This window comes from Uliginosibacterium sp. sgz301328 (assembly GCF_041807905.1).
Classification (GTDB): domain Bacteria; phylum Pseudomonadota; class Gammaproteobacteria; order Burkholderiales; family Rhodocyclaceae; genus JBGVSA01.
This window is the reverse complement of record NZ_JBGVSA010000008.1, coordinates 128303-149040: the sequence shown is the minus strand read 5'-3', so window position 1 is coordinate 149040 and position 20738 is coordinate 128303. Positions and strand designations below refer to the sequence as shown.

General features: G+C 64.2%; 15 protein-coding genes and 1 pseudogene. 4 read left to right on the top strand and 12 right to left on the bottom strand.

The window, feature by feature from the left end:
• Positions 1–39: 39 nt before the first annotated feature.
• Positions 40–1566, bottom strand: coding sequence for a hypothetical protein (locus ACDA63_RS08415; protein ID WP_373662775.1), 1527 nt, complete (start codon positions 1564–1566; stop codon positions 40–42).
• A 182-nt stretch (positions 1567–1748) separates the two neighbouring features.
• On the opposite strand from ACDA63_RS08415, the gene ACDA63_RS08410 reads away from it, so the two are divergent.
• Positions 1749–2744 (top strand): hydroxyacid dehydrogenase, encoded by a 996-nt coding sequence (locus ACDA63_RS08410; RefSeq protein ID WP_373662774.1) that lies wholly within the window; start codon positions 1749–1751, stop codon positions 2742–2744.
• A gap of 6 nt (positions 2745–2750) precedes the next feature.
• On the opposite strand, the gene ACDA63_RS08405 is transcribed toward ACDA63_RS08410, so the two are convergent.
• From ACDA63_RS08405 to ACDA63_RS08385, 5 genes and pseudogenes are all read right to left on the bottom strand, one after another.
• The gene (locus ACDA63_RS08405) at positions 2751–3011 is read right to left on the bottom strand and encodes a UBP-type zinc finger domain-containing protein (RefSeq protein ID WP_373662773.1); all 261 of its coding nucleotides are present in this window, start codon (positions 3009–3011) and stop codon (positions 2751–2753) included.
• A gap of 20 nt (positions 3012–3031) precedes the next feature.
• The gene (locus ACDA63_RS08400; protein ID WP_373662772.1) at positions 3032–4729 is read right to left on the bottom strand and encodes an FAD-dependent oxidoreductase; all 1698 of its coding nucleotides are present in this window, start codon (positions 4727–4729) and stop codon (positions 3032–3034) included.
• 124 nt (positions 4730–4853) lie between these two features.
• Positions 4854–5849: pseudogene (locus ACDA63_RS08395) on the bottom strand (aldo/keto reductase).
• A 26-nt stretch (positions 5850–5875) separates the two neighbouring features.
• Positions 5876–6583 (bottom strand): glutathione binding-like protein, encoded by a 708-nt coding sequence (locus ACDA63_RS08390; RefSeq protein ID WP_373662771.1) that lies wholly within the window; start codon positions 6581–6583, stop codon positions 5876–5878.
• Between the two features lie 42 nt (positions 6584–6625).
• Positions 6626–8578, bottom strand: coding sequence for an ABC transporter ATP-binding protein (locus ACDA63_RS08385; protein WP_373662770.1), 1953 nt, complete (start codon positions 8576–8578; stop codon positions 6626–6628).
• Between the two features lie 309 nt (positions 8579–8887).
• On the opposite strand from ACDA63_RS08385, the gene ACDA63_RS08380 reads away from it, so the two are divergent.
• Positions 8888–9379, top strand: coding sequence for a GNAT family N-acetyltransferase (locus ACDA63_RS08380; RefSeq protein WP_373662769.1), 492 nt, complete (start codon positions 8888–8890; stop codon positions 9377–9379).
• Positions 9380–9387: 8 nt separating this feature from the next.
• Here the strand turns inward: ACDA63_RS08380 and ACDA63_RS08375 are convergent, their stop codons facing one another.
• On the bottom strand, positions 9388–10293 hold the full coding sequence (locus tag ACDA63_RS08375) for a DMT family transporter (protein WP_373662768.1): 906 nt from the start codon (positions 10291–10293) through the stop codon (positions 9388–9390).
• Between the two features lie 89 nt (positions 10294–10382).
• Positions 10383–11279 (bottom strand): LysR family transcriptional regulator ArgP, encoded by an 897-nt coding sequence (locus ACDA63_RS08370; protein WP_373662767.1) that lies wholly within the window; start codon positions 11277–11279, stop codon positions 10383–10385.
• Between the two features lie 98 nt (positions 11280–11377).
• Here ACDA63_RS08370 and ACDA63_RS08365 point away from each other — a divergent pair, with 98 nt between their 5' ends.
• Positions 11378–11995, top strand: coding sequence for a LysE/ArgO family amino acid transporter (locus tag ACDA63_RS08365; RefSeq protein WP_373662766.1), 618 nt, complete (start codon positions 11378–11380; stop codon positions 11993–11995).
• A 302-nt stretch (positions 11996–12297) separates the two neighbouring features.
• Here ACDA63_RS08365 and katG read toward each other — a convergent pair whose 3' ends face one another.
• From katG to ACDA63_RS08345, 4 genes are all read right to left on the bottom strand, one after another.
• Complete coding sequence (katG, locus tag ACDA63_RS08360) at positions 12298–14550, bottom strand: catalase/peroxidase HPI (protein ID WP_373662765.1); 2253 nt, start codon at positions 14548–14550, stop codon at positions 12298–12300.
• Positions 14551–15095: 545 nt separating this feature from the next.
• Positions 15096–16262: an MFS transporter gene (locus tag ACDA63_RS08355; protein ID WP_373662764.1), complete on the bottom strand. Its 1167-nt coding sequence runs from the start codon at positions 16260–16262 to the stop codon at positions 15096–15098.
• A gap of 147 nt (positions 16263–16409) precedes the next feature.
• On the bottom strand, positions 16410–18269 hold the full coding sequence (locus ACDA63_RS08350; protein ID WP_373662763.1) for a polysaccharide lyase family 7 protein: 1860 nt from the start codon (positions 18267–18269) through the stop codon (positions 16410–16412).
• Between the two features lie 107 nt (positions 18270–18376).
• A complete protein-coding gene (locus ACDA63_RS08345; RefSeq protein ID WP_373662762.1) occupies positions 18377–19438 on the bottom strand; it encodes a LacI family DNA-binding transcriptional regulator in 1062 nt (353 codons plus the stop codon).
• A 205-nt stretch (positions 19439–19643) separates the two neighbouring features.
• Between ACDA63_RS08345 and ACDA63_RS08340 the strand changes: the two genes are divergently transcribed.
• Positions 19644–20735 carry an ABC transporter ATP-binding protein gene (locus ACDA63_RS08340; protein ID WP_373662761.1) on the top strand — a complete coding sequence of 364 codons (1092 nt, stop codon included), beginning with the start codon at positions 19644–19646 and terminating at the stop codon, positions 20733–20735.
• Positions 20736–20738 lie beyond the last annotated feature (3 nt).

Here is a 20738-nt window from a genome sequence, read left to right as displayed (position 1 = left end):
GGACGTTCTGCCGCCCAATGGCCCGTGGTCTGGCAGGCGCTATGGCATCTGGATGTTCTGCTTGGGCAGAACAGCGGGGGCTGGCAGGATGATGGGCTCTGCGAGCAGCCGCTCAAATAAAGAGCCTTCCAGGCGAGCGAAATAATGCGGCGCGCCGAGAGTTTCGATGTAGGCCGTCGTCGTGGTCGATGCAGTCCAACGCGGCTCAAGCAGCGAGCGCGCGATCTCGTGAGCAGGCGTGATCGCACCGAGAGCCAGCAATACCACTATCGTCATTCCCTGATCGCGCGCAGCCTTGACCGACCAATCGAGCGCACACAGGCGATCTGCGGCTGCCAGGCCTACCACCATGAGTGGCGCGATGGATGCACGCATCACCAGATCATTGTTAGGCCCGAAGCGGAACAGTGGTAGCGCCAACAATACGGCCCCCGCGATAGCGAGCAACACATCGGCCCGCATTCGCCACAGACAAATCCACAACAAGCCGAACTGCAACACGACGAACATCACGTAGCGACGCATGAACGGCGCGTTGAATATTGATTCGCCCCTGGACGCCGGCACACTCGCCGCATCGAGCACCAGATAGGCCGAGGACGCCAGGGCTGGCAAGAGAAAGAGCGCCCCGGCACAAATCATTGCAATGAGATCCCGGCGCGCACCGCGATGGCGCCATACGAGCGCGAGCAACAGCGGAATGCAGCCAATAGCGGTTAAGGGTGACCACAACGGCAGCACCGCCAACCAGAACGGCACCATACGTACGGCACGAGGATCGCTCCAGCGAACGTACAGAAAAGCAGCAAGAAACCATCCGGGCAAGGCATGGTTAGGAACCCAAAATAGTAATGTCGTGTTCGATGAGTACTGGAAGAGCGTCGCCCACCACTGAAGGTGTTCGGTCGACAATAATGGTTGTGGATGACCTGCGACGATACCCCCCACCCAATCCATGCCGCTGAACGCTACGACCACGACCAGCATGACGGTCATGTCGCGCACGCTGCGAGCCCGAACGACCACTTGAGCGAAAAAGAGTGCCACTCCAATAGCGGTCCATGCCAACAGCAAGAATTGGGCCGATCCCCCCTCGCCCAGCGCACGGGCCAGATATGCGGGCACAAGGTAATAGGCCAACGGGCTACGGAACAACAACTGAATGTCATCCGCAGCCCGCAGAACGAATGGCCCGCTATGGCGCGTCAAGTCGAGCAGAACGGCATCCCGCACATGCCAGTCGAAGTAATTGGCGTAAAAGACGTGTCCTGCTCCGCCAAGCATCGCCCAAGCGATTGCTACAACAACCACAGCGAGCCACTGCCCCCGTGTCAAGCCTCTCGATGTGCTGGAAGTGCCGCTGAGCGATACGATGCACCCCATCACGAACAGCAATGCAAGCACGCCACCCACATCGAGCCGCAGCCAAGTGAAGAAAAACAGCAGTACGGGTAGCCCCAAATAGGCCACACACAGCCAATCCAGGCCGGAGACGGTTCTGGACTCATCTAGCGGATTTACGCCGTCGGCCGATACGGGTACTTCGAAAGCGGGGCTGTTCATCATGATCAGAAATTATGCGGCGACATGCGATGCGCAGCTTATACGACCAGCGAGTCCGCGCAGCGCCGCCCGTCCGGAAGTCGGCGAGGCGGTCAGTCACACGAGACAACATGGGATTGCACCGATGCCGGGCGGGGGCATTGCTGGCGATAATGCTGCCCCCCCCCCGGAATAAGGACGTGTTCATGAAAGTACTGGTCGCCATCCACGACCGCGCACTGCGCGACAATATCTTCGACGCCGCGACGATCGAACGTCTGACGAGCCGTCACGATGTCACATGGCTGGACGAAGCCCCTTCGCGTGACGGCTTTGCGGCAGCGCTCACGGGATGCGAAGCCTGCATCACTTCATGGGGCTCGCCCCGCTTCGACGCGCAGCTGCTGCGCGATACGCCCTCGCTGCGTTTCATCGGGCACGCGGCGGGCACGCTGGCGCCGTACCTCGATGCCAGCGCGTTCGACGGCAGGCTCACCATCGTCAATTCGGGCTGGCATCTTGCGATGTCCACGGCAGAATGCGCGCTCACGTTGATGCTCGCGGGCGCGTGGCGTCTGCATGCCTATGGACTGCGCATGCGCGCGGGCAACTGGTCGGATTCGCACAGCGAGACCGTGCCCGGCGTGCACGGCAATACGGTGGGATTGGTCGGGATGGGCGACATCTCGCGCCGGGTCATCGAATACCTGCGCCCCCTGCAAGCGCGCGTGCTGCTGCATTCGCGCCATTGCACGCCAGAGCAGGCGCAGAAACTGGGTGTCGAGGTGGTGCCGCTCGATGCGCTCTTCGCGCAGAGCGACATCGTATCGCTGCATGCCACGCTCACACCGCAGAACGTTGGCATGGTCGGCCAGGCGCAGCTCGAACTGATGCGCGATGGCAGCCTGCTGGTGAACACCGCCCGCGCACGCTTGATCGACGACGCGGCCTTGCGCGCGGCGCTACGCAGTGGGCGCATCCATGCCGCGCTGGACGTGTTCGACAAGGAGCCTCTGCCGGCCGACGATGAACTGCTCGCGCTGCCCAACGTCACCTGCGCACCGCACATCGGCGGTTTCGCGGAACACTGGCGCAAGAAGGTCGGCAGCAGTGTCGTGGATGCGCTGGAAGATGTGATCGCCGGGCGCACGCCCGCGCACCTCGTCACGCGCGAGCGCTTCGCCGCGATGTCGGCGAACTGAACGCGCCTAGCCCACCTGGCGCTCATCCACGTAACACCACATCCATGATTCGCCCGGCTCGCCGGAGCGGATCACGGGGTGGCCCGTGGCTTTGAAGTGCTTGGTCGCGTGGCGGTTCTTGGAGTCGTCGCAGCAGCCGACGTGGCCGCAGTGCACGCACACGCGCAGATGCACCCAGGTGTCGCCCATCTTCAGGCACTCTTCGCAGCCGCGCGAGTTGCGCTCATGCAGATGGGCGGGCACGTGCTGGCAGGCAGTGTCGGGCATTGCAGTCTCCTTGGCTGGAATCAGGCCGCCACGGCCGCAGCCGGCGCGTGAGCGGCAAGGTATTGGTGAATCTGCGCGACCGCCGCGGCTCCTTCGCCGATGGCCGCGCCCACGCGCTTGATCGAGCCCGAACGCACGTCGCCCACGGCGAACACGCCACGGATACTGGTTTCCAGCGGGCTCGGCCGCAGGCCGTCTTCCGCCGCGTTGAGCGCACTGCCGGTCAGCACGAAGCCATGTGCGTCGACCGCCACGCGGCAATCCTCCAGCCAGCGTGTCTCGGGTTCGGCCCCGGCAAACAGGAACAGATGCGCAATGTCGCGCGTGTCGGTCGTGCCGTTGCGGCGGTCACGCCAGCGCACGCGCGCGAGCCCGCCATTCGCGTCGCCCTCCAGCGCACACACTTCGGTCGCGGTGTGGACGTCGATGTTGGGTGTGGCTTCGATGCGGTCGATCAGATAGCGCGACATGCTGGCGGCAAGATCTGCGCCGCGCACCAGCATGTGTACGCGCGCTGCGTACTGCGCCAGCAGTACCGCGGCCTGCCCGGCCGAGTTGCCGCCGCCGACGAGCGCGGCTTCGACGTTGCGGCACATCGCGCCTTCGACGTGCGTCGCCCAGTACCACACGCCGCGCCCTTCGAAATCCGACAGGCCTGCGACATCGAGCCGGCGATACCGCGCGCCGCTGGCGATGACCACGGTACGCGCGCGCAGGCGACGCCCGTCGGTCAGATGCAGGTGGAGTTCATGCCCAGGCGTGCAGCGCGAACAATCGAACGAGGTCACCTCGGCCGGGATCAACATGTCGGCGCCGAATTTCTGCGCTTGTACGTAGGCGCGGCCGGCCAGCGCCTGTCCCGAGATGCCGGTGGGAAAGCCGAAGTAATTCTCGATGCGCGAACTGGCCCCCGCCTGCCCGCCATAGGCGCGCCCTTCGAGCACTGCGACGCGTAATCCCTCGGACGCCGCGTACACCGCCGTCGACAACCCGGCCGGCCCGGCACCCACCACCGCCACGTCGTAAAGATCGTGGCGCTCGCGCATGTCGATCATGCCCATGCAACGCGCCAGCCCGTTCTCGTCCGGATCGACGAGCACCGAGCCGTCCGGGCAGATCGCAATCAGCGCGCCGGCGTCGGCGGCGTAGCGTTCGAGCAGCGCCGCGGCGTTGGCGTCGCCGGCGATGTCGATGAGGTGATGCGGCTGTCCGTTGCGCTGGAGGAAGTTCTGCAGGCGCGACATGCGCGCCGACGGCATGCGCCCGATCAGCACAGGGCCGCTCGCGCCGGCTTCGATAAGGGCCACGCGCCGCAGGATCAGCGCGCGCACGATGCGCTCGCCGAGCGAGGCCTCGGCAATGATGAGCGCACGCAGCCGTTCGGGCGCCAGCAATAGTCCTTCGAAATCCGATTCGGCCTGCCAGTCGACCAGCGAAGGCATGCCCGACAGCGCGCCGACTTCGCCGAGGAACTGGCCGCGCTCGTATTCGAGGATCGGCACGACATGCCCCAGCCCGTCGCGCTGGGTGACCAGCACTCGCCCGCCGAGGATGATCAGCATGCCCGGCGCATGTTCTCCGGCCGTGAGCAACCGGGTGCCGCGCGGGTGCGAGACGCGTGTGCCGAAGCGCTCGACGCGGGCCAGTTCGGCCTCGGTGAGCACGGGAAACATCTGCTCGAAGCGGGCCAGCGGCCCACCCGGATCACGATCAGCCATGATGACGCCCCGCAGAAGTTGGATTGGTGCGCCGCAATGCTGCGCGCCGCCATCGTTCTGGATAGTCCAGCCATGGCCGAATGTCGAGCCGGGCGAAGCCACTTCGGCCCGCCCGGCGCACCGGTCAGCGTACGGCGTCGCCCCGGCGGTACTCGGCGGTGATCTCGTCGAGCCGGGTCTTGATCACTGGATCGAGTTCGACCGTCGCCGCGGCAATGGTGGCGTCGAGCTGCTCGGGGCGGCTGGCGCCGATGATCGCCGAACTGATCTCCGGATTGGCGAGCACCCAGGCCACGGCCAGCGTTGCCATGGGAATGCCGGCCTCGTCGGCGATGCCTCGGATCGCTTCGATGGTGGCGAATTCGCGCTCGTGCCAATAGCGCTGCTGGTACATCTGCCCGGACGTACCCAGCGTGAAGCGCCCTTCGGGCGGCGGCGCGTCGGCGCGATGCTTGCCGCTGAGCAGGCCGCCCGCCAGCGGGTTGTAGGGAATCACGCCGAGCCCTTCTTCGCGCGTGAGCGGCAGCAGCTCGCGTTCGATCTCGCGGAACAGCAGGCTATAACGCGGCTGCACGGATACGAATCGCGCAACGCGCAGCATGTCGGCGCGACCGAGCATGCGCGCCAGGCGATACGCGAGGTAGTTCGACACGCCGATATAGCGCGCACGCCCGGAGCGCACCACCACGTCGAGCGCTTCGAGCGTTTCGTCCAGCGGTGTATTGGCGTCGTCCGAGTGCAGTTGATAGAGGTCGACGTAGTCGGTGTCCAGGCGCTTGAGCGACTGGTCGATGGCGTCGAGGATGTGCTTTCGCGAAGCGCCCTGGTCTCAGGCATTCGGCCCCATGCGGCCGACGCACTTGGTGGCGACGACGAAATCGCTGCGCCGGCCCTTCAACCAGCGCCCGACGATTTCTTCAGTGCGGCCGGCAGTCGTGAGATCGCCGCCCAGCGGGTAGACGTCGGCGGTGTCGATGAAATTGATGCCGGCCGAGGCGGCCTTGTCGAGGATCGCGCGCGAGGCGTCTTCTTCGATCTGCAGGCCGAAAGTCATGGTGCCCAGTGTCAGGCGCGAGACGACCAGACCGGTGTTGCCCAGTCGTGTGGTGGGAATGCTCATGTCGTTGGGTTCTCCAGTTGGATGGATCAATGCGTGCGTACGGTGGCGGCGTCCTGCCCGAACAGGATCTTGCGCGACTCTTCGTCGACCGCCGGCTTGTTGGTCGGATTGACCTCCTGCGCGCGCGCGTAGGCGCGCTGCACGGCGGGCCGGTCGCGGATGCTCGCGAACCAGCGTGCGAGATTGGGGAAGTCTCCCAGCTTCTGCTGTTGCCGCTCGTGCGGCACGATCCACGGATAGCTCGCCATGTCGGCAATCGAATACTCGCCGGCAATGAACTCACGATCGGCCAGCCGGCGGTCGAGCACGGCGTAGAGGCGCGCGGTTTCCTTGACATAGCGCTCCATGGCGTAGGGAATCTTCTCCGGCGCGTATTGCGTGAAGTGATGGTTCTGCCCGGCCATCGGCCCCAGCCCCGCCATCTGCCAGAACAACCATTGCAGCGTGTCGTTGCGGCCGCGCAGGTCTTGCGCAATGAAGCGCTGCGTCTTGTCGGCCAGATACAGCAGGATCGCCCCCGATTCGAAAATCGAGATCGGCGCACCGTCGTCAGCCGGTGCGTGGTCGACGATCGCCGGGATGCGGTTGTTGGGCGCGATGCGCAGGAAATCGGGTGCGAACTGTTCGCCGCGCCCGATGTTCACGCCATGCAGTTGGTACGGCAGGCCGGCCTCTTCGAGGAAGATGGTGATCTTGTGACCGTTCGGCGTGGTCCAGTAGTACAGGTCGATCATGAACTGCCCTCCACAAAGCAAGATGTTGGTCGTGCGGAATGATCAGTGCGACGTCACGGGCCGATCGTCGGCCACTTCGCGCCGTTGCGGATCGCGCCTGTCCTCGTCGGTGTCGCCCGAGGTGAGCTCGGCGGGTGTTGCCGGCAACTCCGCCGGCACTTGCGCGACGGTTGGCGCGGGGCGCTCGCCTGCGGCGTCATCGAGAAAGCCGCCGGCCTGCCGGCTCCACAACGCGTGGTAGGCCCCCTGGCGCGAGAGGAGTTCCATGTGCGAGCCGTCCTCGACGATGCGGCCTCGGTCGAAGACGAGGATGCGGTCCAGGTGCGCGATGGTGGACAGGCGGTGGGCCACGACGATCACCGTCTTGCCGCGCATGACGACATCGAGCGTGTCCTGGATGGCGCGTTCGGTGATCGAGTCCAACGCCGAGGTGGCTTCGTCCAGGATCAGCACCGGCGCGTTCTTGAGGATCACGCGCGCAATGGCCACGCGCTGGCGTTGCCCGCCCGAGAGCTTCACGCCTCGCTCGCCCACCATGGAATCGTAGCCCTGCTTCATCTGCGCGATGAAGTCGTGCGCATGCGCGCGCCGCGCGGCCTCCATGACTTCTTCATCGCTCGCCTCGAGCCGACCGTAGCGGATGTTCTCCATCAGGGTGCGGTGGAACAGGCTCGGGTCTTGCGGGATCAGCGACAACTGCTCATGCAGCGAATCCTGCGTCATGTCGCGCAGATCGGCGCCGTCGATGAGGATCGCGCCGCGCTGCGGATCGTACAGTCGCAGCAGCAGGCTGACGAAGGTCGACTTGCCCGAACCGGACAGGCCCACGAGCCCGACGCGCTGCCCGGCCGGGATGCTCACGTTCAGATCGCTGAACACCGGCGCATCCGACCCGTAGGCGAAATCCACGTGGCGGAATTCGATGCTGCCGCGCGACACCGTCATGGGGCGCGCACCGTCGCGATCGACCACTTCGTGCGGTCGGACGATGGTTGATACGCCATTGGCGACGTTGCCGATGTACTCGAAGAATTCCAGAAAACGGCGCGACAGGTTACGCGCTTCGGTGATGATCGACAGCGACAATGTCACCGCCATGACGAAGTCACCGACGCTGATCTTGCCTTGCCCCCACAGGCGCAGCGAAAAATACAGCAAGCCGATCTTGAGTGCCGCTGCCGCCGAAAACTGGAACCAGCGCACGCGCTCGGAATAATCGCCCGAGATCCGCACCGCGCGCAGTTCCTCGGCCTGCGCATGGCCCAGGTGCTTGCGCTCGAACCCCAGCCGGGCGAACAGCCGCGCACTGGTCAGGTTGGTGATCGAGTCGACCACCACGCCGGTCACCATGCTGCGCGTGGCCGCGGCCTTCACCGCGTGCGGCTGGCAGCGCTTGGCGAGCCAGTACGAAATGCCGATGAAGCACACCGCCCAGATGCCGGCGAAGATGCCCAGCGAAGCATGCGCATTGAACAGCAGCACCGTCGACAGGCTCAGCACGATGGCAATCGGCCAGAACTCGGTGATGACCGACCACAGCGTCTGCGTGACGCCCATGGCCGTTTCGCTGATGCGATGCGCCAGCGCGCCAGAAAAATTGTTGGCGAGGTAACGGTGTGAATGCTGCTGCAGATAGTGATAGAGCTGGCGCGTGACGTTCTGCCGCTGGCGTGGCCCGAGCCGGATCTGGATCGCGCCCGCCGCTCGCCCGAACAGCACCTCGCCGATCGAAAATCCGACGAACATCAGCAAGGGCACCTGCAAGGCGTCGACCAGGTTCATCGATTGCCCGTGCGCCCCCGTCACGCCGCGCACGATGCGGTTGAGCGCGTACGGCATCATGATGCTGCATGCCGCATTGGCCGATTCAAGCAGGAACATCGTCAGGTACCACCAGCGAAAGCGGGCGACGAAATAGGCGATGAATCGGAACGGCGTGGGCGGCAGCAACGGCGCGTCTGGCGCGCGCTGGAAAGTGGTTTCGGCGGATGTCATCAGGCTGGGCGCCCCGCAGACAGACCTGGACGCGACGGGTGTTCGGAATGGCTCAAGGATAGACCAGAGGCCTGATCACTGCGTAGAGGGGCAGGATTTCCTTACATATTCCGTGCTGCGGCAAGCGCGCATGGGGCACCGCCCTTGCCGGCCACGCGGCGGTGCTACAGGCCATACCAACGACATCGGGGAATGTCGACGAGCCCTGCACCCGGCGTGCATCGCCGGCCTGCCCCACGTACGATCATGCCTTTCCACTCGATGTCGCCGGCCCGAACGCGGCACGCCGACATTCTGCAGACCCGCACCATGACCGCCCTCTCCTTCCGCCACGCCGAACCGCGCGACACCGATCGCTGCTTTGAAATCGAATCCATCGCCTACGAAGGCGATGAGGCCGCCACGCATGAGAAAATCGCCAGGCGCATCGCGCAGTATCCGCGGGGATTCCTGGTAATGGAACGCGACGGCGAGGTGATCGGCTTCATCAATAGCGGCTGCGCGTACGAAGTCGTGATGTCGGACGAAGACTTCAAGCAACTCATCGGCCATGACCCCGCCGCGCCCAACGTGGTCATCATGTCCGTCGTCATCGACCCCGCCCACCAGGGCCAGGGCTACACCACTGCGCTGATGGAGACCTTCGTCGAGCGCATGCGCGCCGCAGGCAAGAAGGCCATACATCTGATGTGCAAGGAACGGCACATCGCGCTGTACGAGCGCTTCGGGTTCAAGTTTGTGAAGCGCTCAGCGTCGGAGCATGGGGGCATGGTCTGGTTCGAAATGGTCAAAGACCTTTAGTCGTCGCGCTATCGCCGGCCCAGGTGCATGACGATCATGCCCGCCACCGCGAGTACGCCGCCGACGAGCAAGGACTGATCGAGCGGTTCGCCAAGACCGACGCTTGAGAACACGACACCGAAGACCGGCACGAGCGTGATGTAGCCCGCCGCCGTGCTGGCACCGAGCGCTTTCACGCCATCGAAATACCATGCGTATGCCAGCGCGGTGGCGCCGAACGCCAGTCCGGCAAGACATATCCACGCGTGAATCGGGCTGCCTGACAGGCTGAGCCAGGTTGCGGGGCCTTCGATACCGAGGCTCAACGCAACAAGCATGATGGCGCCGAGCACGGATGTCGTGGTCGTGGTGGTCAGCGCGTCCACGCCGGTGACAACGGCTTTGCCGATGAGCGTGTACGCGACCCAGCACGCCACGCAGCCGAGCAGGAGCAGTTCGCCCCTGCCGGCGCCGCCTTCGAAGATCATCCACGGCGCGCCACGCGTGAGCACGATCATCGCGCCGACCACCGCGAGCGCCATGCCGATGCCGATGGTGCGGGTGAGCGGCTCGCGGAAAATCCATGCCGCCAGCAGCAAGGTCACGGCCGGGTTGATGGTGATGACGAGCGCGCCCTTGCTGGCCGCGACGGTCTGCAACGCGAGCATGAAGAAAGTCGAGTAGCCGAACACGCCGGCGCCGGCTGCGGCCACCATGCCGATCCACCGCTTGCGCGGCCAGCCGCGCCAGACGTTGCGGCGCGCGCTATGCAACAGCCACGGCAGCAGGACCAGCGAGGCAAGAACGAAGCGCATGCTGGCGGCGGCGAGCGGCGGCATGGTCTGGGCGATGACGCGGCCCAGCGGCCACGAGGCGCCCCACAGTGCGGCCATGCCGAGTAGCCGCAGGTGAGTGCCGAAGTGATTGACTGGCATGAAGCGAATATCCCGTGCCGGGCAACAGCTGACAAGTCGAGCGGATCGATGACCGTCATGTGGCGAGGGCGCCGAAGCTCATTCGGCCTCTACGACGACATGAGCGCGGTATGCGACGCAGCCAGCACCTGCCGGCTGAAATCTTCGAGCAATGACGACGCGGATCGCGCGTACTGCCAATGCAGCGGCACGTCCAGCGGCGTATCCGGCACCATCTCGACGAGCGAACCGTCCGCCAACTGCGGCGCGATCATCGATTCGGGGCACAGTCCCCAGCCCATGCCCGCAACAGTGGCCGTGACGAAAGCGAACGGCGACGGCAGCGTGTGCCGCGGCAGCTCGACATGCCGGTGGCACAGGCGATGCGCCCAGCGCGACTGGAGTTCGTCCTTGGTATTGAAAATGAGGCTGGGCGTGCGCGCGAGCGTACCGGCGCCCACACCCTGCGCAAAGTATCGCGTCATGAATGCCGGGCTCGCCACGGCACGGTAGCGCATGGCCCCGAGCGGACGACTGTTGCAGCCGACTGGCGGACGCGCCGCGCTGGTCACGGCGGCCAGCACCCTGCCGCTGCGCAGCCATCCAGCGGTGTGGTCCTGGTCATCGACGGCGATGTCCATCAGCACAGGCGCCTGGGCCCCGAACTCGGCAAGCACCGGGGCGAACCAGGTCGCCAGACTGTCAGCGTTCACCGCCACCGGCAAGGCGACGCGAACCGAGCCTTCGGGCGCTAGCGCGGGCATGGCTTCCTGCAACTCTTGTTCGAGCAGGCGCACGCGGTCGACGTGCTGACACAGGCGCCCGCCCATGTCGGTGGCGCGGCACGGCTGGCCGCGTATCACCAACGCGCAGCCGACGCGTTCCTCCAACAACCGGATACGCTGCGAGACGGCCGATGGCGTGACATTGAGCGCGCGCGCTGCGCGGTCGAAGCTGCCTTCACGGATGACGGTGGCCAATGCTGCAAGCGATGAGTAATCGAGCACGTCTTTAGTTTTTTTAATGCGAACTTAGAAATGATAGTTTGTCTTCATTCAGGCGTACGGGCAATGTGAGCGTCTTGCGAGCCTTTTCCGGTGTGTCCATGTTCTTGTCGGTGTTCGTTCAGGGGTTGGCGTTGGGCTTCGGGCTCATCGTGGCGATCGGCGCTCAGAATGCTTTCGTACTGCGCCAGGGGCTGCGGCGTGAGCACGTCGGCAGCGTCGTACTGTTCTGCGCGATGGCCGACGTGGTGCTGATCTCGGCCGGTGTGATGGGCATGGCACAGGCGCTGGGCGATCGACCGCACGTGGCACGCGGCCTGGCATTGTTCGGCGCGGGTTTCCTGGCATGGTACGGGTGGCAGGCGCTTTGCCGCGCGCGCCAGTCGCACGGGCTGCACGCAGCACAATCGGGCGCTGGCCTGAGTCGCGGCGCAGCGCTCGCCCAGGCCGCCGCCTTCACGCTACTCAATCCGCATGTGTACCTCGACACCGTGTTGCTTGTCGGCAGCATCGGCGCTCAGCACCCTGCCCCATTGCGTGCGTGGTTCGTATTCGGCGCCACCACGGCAAGCATCTGCTGGTTCACCATGCTCGGTTTCGGCGCCCGCTGGCTCGCCCCCCTGTTCGCCCGACCCAATGCGTGGCGCGTGCTCGACGCGCTCATCGGACTGACGATGTGGGTGCTGGCGGGGACGCTGGTCAGACGGATATTGGCCTGACCCCGCCCCACGCTGTGTTTCCTCGGGCGTGAAAAGCAGGCGAGCGAGAATCTTGCGCGGCTGCGTGTCGTCCTCGCCCCACCACGGTTGCTCACCGGGACCGGGCGCCCTCTTCAAGTGGCCAGGTTTGTCGGACGCGTCGGGGCACACCGATCGCCGACATGACGAATGGGCAAAGGCGATTGGCGACGATCCGGAATGCGTGCGGAATGCCGGGGTCGAGCTGTTGGATTGCCCACCGCCCGGCGAGAAGATAAACCGCCCGCCTCGCTGACGAGGCAGGCGGCGATGCTACGAAGAGATCAGGCGATGTCGAAACGGTCGAGGTTCATGACCTTGGTCCAGCCGGCGACAAAGTCATGGATGAACTTGTCTTCGCCGTCGGAGCTGCCATACACCTCGGCCAGGGCCCGGAGCTGGGAGTTCGAGCCAAAGACCAGGTCGACGCGCGAGGCCGTCCACTTGACCGCACCTGTCTTGCGGTCGCGCCCTTCGAACGCGTCCTTCGCGTCCGATGTGGCCTTCCACTCCGTGCCCATGTCGAGCAGGTTGACGAAGAAGTCGTTGGTCAGCGTGCCCGGCCGGTCGGTAAACACCCCTTGCTTGGATTGCCCGACGTTGGCGCCCAGCACACGCATGCCGCCGATGAGCACGGTCATTTCGGGTGCGGTCAGCCGCAGCAGATGCGCCTTGTCGATGAGCAGTGTTTCGGGCGGTACGGCGAAACGCTTCTTCTGGTAGTTGCGGAAGCCGTCGGCAACCGGTTCGAGGACGGCGAACGACTGCACGTCGGTCTGCTCTTGCGAGGCATCGGTCCGGCCCGGCACGAACGGCACGGTAACGGTGTGGCCGGCTGCCTTGGCGGCCTGCTCGATCCCCACGCCGCCGGCCAGCACGATCAGGTCGGCGAGCGACACCTTCTTGCCGCCGGACTGCGAGCCATTGAACTCGATCTGGATGCCTTCCAGTGTCTTGAGCACCTTGGCGAGCTGGTCGGGTTCGTTGACGGCCCATTCCTTTTGCGGTGCGAGACGAATGCGTGCGCCGTTGGCGCCACCGCGCATATCCGATCCACGGAAGGTCGAAGCCGACGCCCAGGCCGTGGACACGAGTTGCGACACGCTCAGGCCCGAAGACGCGATCTTGCTCTTGAGCGCGGCGACATCTTGCGCATCCACGAGCGGATGATCGACCTTGGGCACGGGGTCTTGCCAGATCAGGTCTTCAGCCGGGACTTCCGGCCCCAGGTAGCGGGCCTTTGGCCCCATGTCGCGGTGCGTGAGCTTGAACCACGCACGCGCAAAGGCGTCCGCGAACTCTTCCGGATGGGCCATGAAGCGACGCGAAATCTTTTCGTAGGCCGGATCGAAGCGCAGCGACAGGTCCGTCGTCAGCATGGTCGGCACAATCTTCTTGGACGAATCGTGCGCATGGGGGATGGTCGCCTCTGCTCCCTTGGCCACCCATTGATGAGCACCGGCCGGACTCTTGGTGAGTTCCCATTCATAGCCGAACAGGTGCCAGAAGAAATCATTGCTGAACTTGGTCGGTGTGCGGGTCCAGGTGACTTCCAGTCCGCTGGTAATGGTGTCAGCGCCTTTGCCGGTGCCGTACGTGTTCTGCCAGCCGAAGCCCTGCAACTCAATGTCGGCGGCTTCAGGCTCCGGCCCGACGTTGCTCGCCGGCGCCGCACCGTGTGTCTTGCCGAAGCTGTGTCCCCCCGCGATGAGGGCGACGGTTTCTTCGTCGTTCATCGCCATGCGGCCGAAGGTGTCGCGGATGTCCTTGGCAGCCTTGACCGGGTCCGGGTTGCCGTCCGGGCCTTCCGGGTTGACGTAGATGAGACCCATCTGGACGGCCGCCAGCGGGTTCTCGAGATTGCGGCCATGAACGTCGCCATCCGCGTCGTCATCGGTCACCAGTACGCCGCCGAGCTTTTCGACGCCTTCGGAGCCGTGGGCATAGCGCACGTCGCCACCGAGCCAGGTTGTTTCGCGCCCCCAGTAGACGTCCTGGTCCGGCTCCCAGGTGTCCTTGCGGCCACCGCCGAAGCCAAAGGTCTTGAAGCCCATGGTTTCGAGCGCGACGTTGCCGGTCAGCACGATCAGGTCGGCCCAGGAGATTTTGCGACCGTATTTTTGCTTGACCGGCCAGATGAGACGGCGGGCTTTGTCCAGGCTGACGTTGTCCGGCCAGCTATTGAGCGGAGCGAACCGCTGCTGGCCCCGCCCTGCGCCGCCCCGGCCATCGCCAATACGATAGGTCCCGGCGGCGTGCCAGGCCATGCGCACGAAAAGGCCCCCGTAGTGGCCGAAGTCGGCCGGCCACCAGTCCTGCGAATTGGTCATGACGGCAGCCAGGTCCTTCTTGACCTCTGCCAGGTCCAGGCTGTTGAACTCCTTGGCGTAGTCGAAATCCTCGCCCATCGGATCGGACTTGGATGAGTGTTGATGCAGAAGGTCCAGCCGCAACTGGTTGGGCCACCAGTCGCGATTCGTGGTGCCGGTGATCGCGGCGTGGCTGAACGGGCACTTGGCTTCGGTCTTTTCGCTCATTTGCTGGCTTCCTATCTCGGTAGCGTAAAGAAAAGAGGCTCCTGAACAGCAAGTCCTCCAACAACTCGTATGGACTGCGCGCATGTCTGACGACAGCGCGGTCCAGCATCCCGCGGGGCACGAATGCTTACCTTCAAGCCTTTTGTGACAAGGAGACTGCCGCCTTGTGGCGGGCCGGCACGGAGAACACAACCATCGCCGACGCACCCGACGCAGCCCCTGGCTCGGGAGGACTCGCGAAGTGGATGTCCTACATAAACATAGATGCAGCTATCGGATATATCAGATTGCACATGACAATCCACTGCATTCGCTCATTCAATCGGCGTTTTGCAGTGTTGGGGAAACCCATCTGGTATTGGCGTGCGTTTCGGGATTGGGTCGGTTCCACGGGCCCGTGGACGCGCATGCGGCACGACGACAGATCTCCCGCCAGTGTCCGCGGAAAGGTCATCCAAAGCAGTTCCGGGGTCAGGCACATCCGGGCCTGACCTGCGCAAGCGGGCGCTGCCAGGTGCGCCGCCGGCTTCGCGCCGATCGTGGCGCTAGTCTTTCGCCACGCTGGCCGCGGCGCGATGTGCCTGCCAACTGGCTGACCCCATCACGCATCCGATCAGCAGAAAGACCGGTGCAGCGCTGAGCAGGCCGGCGATGATGCCGAACAGCCAGGGGCCGCCGAGGCCGGAGATGCCCGCGATCATCGAGCGCAGGCCAACGCCCTGCCCGGCCTTTTCCGGCGGCATGCTGTGATAGATGAGGTTGAGGATGTTCGGTTGGCCGACGCCGGCCGAGAGGCCGTACAGGAAACCCAGTGCAGCATGCAGGAAAACACTGTGCGCGATGGGGAGCAAGAGAAAGACCGTGGCCGTGACGGCGCAGGCGACCGACAGCATGCGCCATTCGGGCAGGCGGCGCGACAACCACGGCAGCGCCATGCGGATGAGCAGCGTACCGCAGGCGAAGGTCGACAGCACGATACCAACCTGCGATGCGGTATAGCCGCGCTCGTGACCGAGCACGGGCGCCATGAAGCTGAATCCGTCCCAGGCCAGCGACAGGGCCAGCGCGATGAGGTAGATGCGCAGCAATGCCGGTGTGCGGGCGACTTCGCCGAAGACGGCCGCCACGCTGGCGTGCTTCTTGGGCCGCGAGCCGCCCTCGGGCAATTGGATGCGCCGGGACAGCACGAAACTCACGCCAACCGCGACCGCCATGAAGGCAAACACGACGCGATAGCCCGCGTGGTCGATGAGCGTGCCGGCAATACTGGGGCCGAACACGGCGGAAATGGACGTGCCGATCTGCAGCCACGCCAGCATGCCCACTCGTTCGGAGCTGTGCTGCACGGGCATGAAGGACACCGCCACGTTGGCCGCGAGGATGTAGCTTGAGAATCCAAACCCGCCCAGCGCGGCCGACACCAGCACGGTCGGCAGATTCGGCCACATCGCTGGCAGCGCCAGACCGCACATCATGACGACCAGACTGGTGTTCATGACGCGCTGCGGCCCCGCCCGGTCGACCCAGCGGCCCATGTGGATGGAGGCCAGCGCAGGCAACAGGCTGTACATGCCGTAGGCCAGGCCCGCCATGAGGTTCGAGTCGTTGTGCTGCAATGCGAACAGCGACGCCGATACGCGACCGCCCGACATGGTGATGTGGGCCATGAGCGACATGGCGAGGAGCGCGAAGATGGGCGGCAGACGGCGCATGGGTACGACTTCGACAGCGAGGTGATACGGGAAAACCCGCAAGAATACTACGTTTGCGAAACCGGCCTGGCGGATCGACGCGCGCCCGTTCGCGATGTGGCGGATCGCCATGCAAAAAGGGCCCGCCGCAGCGAGCCCCGGTCTTCATCAGCCCGAGTGCTTCACATCGAGCTTGTACAGCTTGACCAGCGCGCTGGCGTCCGACCCATCAGGCTGGCGGTCCTGAAGGTAGTTGCCCGCCTTGAAATAGAACTTCAGATCCCTCCAGCCAGCGTCCTTGCTGACGAAGTCGACAGTCTTGGTCTTGCCGTTGACGGTCATCGACAGCACGCCGTCGACGACCTTGATCTGTGCGTCATACGGCTTGCCCAGCTCGATGCCCTCGAACACGTAGTGCGTGTCCTTGCCGCCCGCGGCTTCGTTCTTCACGAGGAAGTCCAGCGTGTTCTTGTAGAACTGCCCTTTCACCAGCGGCGGCGCGTTCGAGCCGTCCGGCATGACAGCGTGGATCTGCATGACGATGGTCTTGCCGCTGGGCGACACGTGCATCACCGCGCCGCGCAGGTTCATCTCGTGCGTGCCCTGCCAGCCCCAGTTCACCGCATGGTTGTCCGGATCGAGCATTTCACGCAGTTCGCTGCGCGGGTACTTGGTGTTGGCCGTGGTCTTGAACCCGCTGGCCGGACACCAGAATGCGAGCGAGCCATCCTTGTCGACGTAGAAGTACTTGTCCTGATAGCCCTTGAGCAGATCGCGGGTGGCCACGTCGATCGGGTCGACCGGAATCTGCAGTTTCCACTTCGACAGGTCGATCGAAGAATGCGCCGCAGCCGCCGGGGTGGCCGGTGCCTGTGCCGCCGCGCCTTGCGGCTTGTAGGCCAGCAAAGTGCCCGAACCACCGGTGCGCGGATCGAAAACCGGCACCGTCATGAAGCCCAGTTCATCGGCGAAGCCAAAGCGGGCGCGCTGGTATTCGATCCAGTTCAGGTCGCCGCGGCCCGGCTTGAAGGCGCGCACATCCTGCTGCTCGGAGGCGTATTTCTTGATCAGGTCCGGGTTCTTCACCGCGGCAAAGACAAACTTGCGCGCCGTGTGGATGTCCCGGCCGTTTTCCTTGTAGGCATACAGGTCGATTCCCTGGCGTGCTGCCGTTTCGGCAATCATCGTCAGGGGCAGCATGGCGTAGTTCTGGTAGTGCAGCGACTGTTCGTGGCGCGTCATCTCGTGCACGAAGCTGCCGTCTTCGTTGATTAGTCCCATGGCCTGCACGTAGCGGCCCAGACCCCAACGGAAGAGTTCATCGTCCTTGCTGATGACACCGATGATGGTCGCTTCCTGTCCGCGCCAGTACGAATGGTTGTTGCAGCAGCTTGTGTCGCCCCCCGGAAAGCTCGTCTGATGGCGTGCCACGCGGTTGAGCCACTTCACCACGCGCTCGCGCTGCGCGGCGTCGACATTCGGCTCAGCCATCATCGTCGACAGCGCGAAGGCCGCCGTGGCCGCCGACCATTCGACCTGGTACCACGACTGCGACTTCGGGTCGTAATTGAGCAACGCGTCGGCCTTGGCCCACTTGTCGAGCATGTTCAGCAAGCAAGTGGCATACACCGGCTTGCCTGTCGCCACGTAGAGGTTTCCAAGCGTGGCGGAAATTTTTTCGAAATCGCGATAGAGCGTCACCACCGGTTCGTAGTCCGGGTTCACCGGGCCGTGGTTGCCGGAAAGATAGCGACGCGGAATGACCATCTCGCCCTGCTGCGGGTCAGGCGTTTTCTCGGTCGTGCAGTCGTATTCCTTGGGCAGCGCGGCCTTGAGGCGATCGTCGAGCTGCCCGCTCTGCAGGAAGGCGCGGCGCGCCTTGACATCGACATACGAAGCCGTGGGGTCCTTTACGACGGCCTGATCGAAGGGATGCGCCTGCAGGCTGCCGGCGAAGGCGCAACCGGCAAAGGCGAGCGCGGCGACGGCCAGACGACGGCCATGGCCCGGGAACGGGATGTCAAACATCGAACTGTCTCCAGATTTTTCGCGCGCAGCCCCCACGCGCGTCGTTACGAAGCATGCCTGCGGCATGCAGGCGGGTGGTGCATTCGAGGCTGGAAAGGGGCAGCACGTCAGACTGCGCGCGTGCTGTCGCGCACGGTCAGTCGGGCGCCAACTTCAATACGCAGCGTCGGACCTTCGAGGGATTCGAGGCGCGACAACAATCGTTCGACGGCGATGCGGCCGAGCGCGCGGCGATCGACACCGACCGAGGTCAGCGCAGGCCGGCACAACTGGGCCAGCGGCAGGTCGTCGAAACTGGCCACCGAGTAGTCGCCGGGCACGGTCTTGCCCGAACGCAGGATGCCCTGCACCACGCCAAATGCCGTGTAGTCGGAAACACAGAACAACGCCGTGGCGTTGAGCGTGCCGCTGGCGATGCGCTCGGCGATGACCGAGGCGGCTTTTTCGGCCGAAAAATGTCCGCTGCTGATGTCGATGACATTGCGCTCGAAAGAGAACGGCAGGCCCGCCTCTTCCAGCGCTTCGCGGAAACCATCCAGCCGGCGCCGGATCAGCGGCCGGTACAGGTGCGTGACGTGCACGATGTCGCGGTGCCCCTGCTCGATCAGATAACGCGTGGCAATGCGGCTACCGTCGCGGAAAGCCGGCATCACGCAGTCGAACTGACAGTTGGGATCGTTGCCGTTGACCATCACCACCGGCACGTCCAGGGCGCGCACTACTTCCAGCATCGACGGCATGTCGACACCGACGAGGATGGCGCCTTCGGCCGCACCGCTGCGAATCTGATCCCAGAATTTTTCCATGTCGTTCTGGTGATCGCGGTCGAGCAGGACCGTATCGATTTCGATCCCGGCACGCTCGCATTCGGCCAGAACACTCTGGATCACCTCAGCATGGAAATAATTTCCGTCGTAGGTCAGAAACTGATAGTTCGTGATCAGTTTGATGCGATACGCGCCCCGCTCCACGACTGCTGGACGGGGTTCTTCGATGTGGAAACCAATTTCCTGCGCCGCCAGCATGACGCGCTCGCGCAGTTCCACGCTGATTCCGGGTCCACCGTTGATGACCTTCGAGACGGTGCTCGGCGAGACCCCTGCCCGCTTGGCAATGTCGGATTGACGCGGTCTTTCACGGCCTGCCTTGTGATCTGCCAATGCCTCCATTGGACTTTCCCTCCGGCTTTCTGCGTCGATTCAGTTGTGCAGCGATTCTAGTTTCCAGAATCTTTCTAGCAACTGCGGGTTTTCCGCAACTGTGGAAATTTCTCGAATGTCGAATCATTCGTCGCAACAGCAAAAACGATTTAGGTAAGCGCTTAATAAATCGAACTAGAACGGCTGCTGGAACAGGGCCAAGGAGGAGCACAAAGTGGTAGCGAGCGTCAGCATTCAGAACGTCGTCAAGCGTTACGACAAGACGACTGTGGTCCATGGTGTCAGTCTGGACATCGAACCGGGCGAATTCGTCGTGCTGGTCGGCCCGTCGGGCTGCGGCAAGTCGACGACCCTGCGCATGGTGGCCGGACTGGAAGAAATCAGCGGCGGCACGATCCGGATCGACGGTCGCGTCATCAACGATCTGGCACCGAAAGATCGTGATGTTGCGATGGTGTTCCAGAACTACGCGCTCTACCCGCACCTGAATGTGCGCGACAACATCTCCTTCGGCCTGCGCCTGAAGCGCACCAAGAAATCCGTCATCGATTCAGCCGTGAAGACGGCGGCCGACATCCTCGGGCTGCAACCGCTGCTCGAACGCAAGCCTTCCGATCTTTCGGGCGGCCAGCGCCAGCGCGTTGCCATGGGCCGCGCGATCGTGCGCGATCCGAAAGTGTTCCTCTTCGATGAACCGCTCTCCAACCTGGACGCCAAGCTGCGCACGCAGATGCGGGCCGAGATCAAGCGCCTTCACCAACGCCTGGGCACCACCGTCATCTACGTGACACACGATCAGGTCGAGGCCATGACATTGGCAGATCGCATCGTGGTCATGCGCGACGGATTGATCGAGCAGATCGGTAAGCCGATGGACCTGTTCCTGCATCCGGCCAATACCTTCGTGGCCAGCTTCATCGGTTCGCCTCCCATGAATCTGGTGCCGGCACACATCGCCGCCGACAACACGCTACAGGTCGAACTGAACGGCGGAGGCCGCATCAGCCTGCTGCCCCGCGCCGGCACGCACCTCGCTCCGGGCCAGGAAGTCGTGTTCGGCATCCGCCCCGAAGACGTCACGCTCGACGGTGTGGAAGGCTCCGAGCGTGCGCAGATCAAGGCCACGGTGGACATCGTCGAACCGCTCGGTTCGGAATCGATCCTCCACGCCAAGGTTGGCGAACATTCGATGGTGGTGAAGGTGGGCGGCCTCAAGGAAGTACGCCCCGGCGATCCGGTCACGCTGCATGTCGATCTGACGCGCGTGCACCTGTTCGACGCCCAGTCGCAGGTCTCTATTTACTGACAC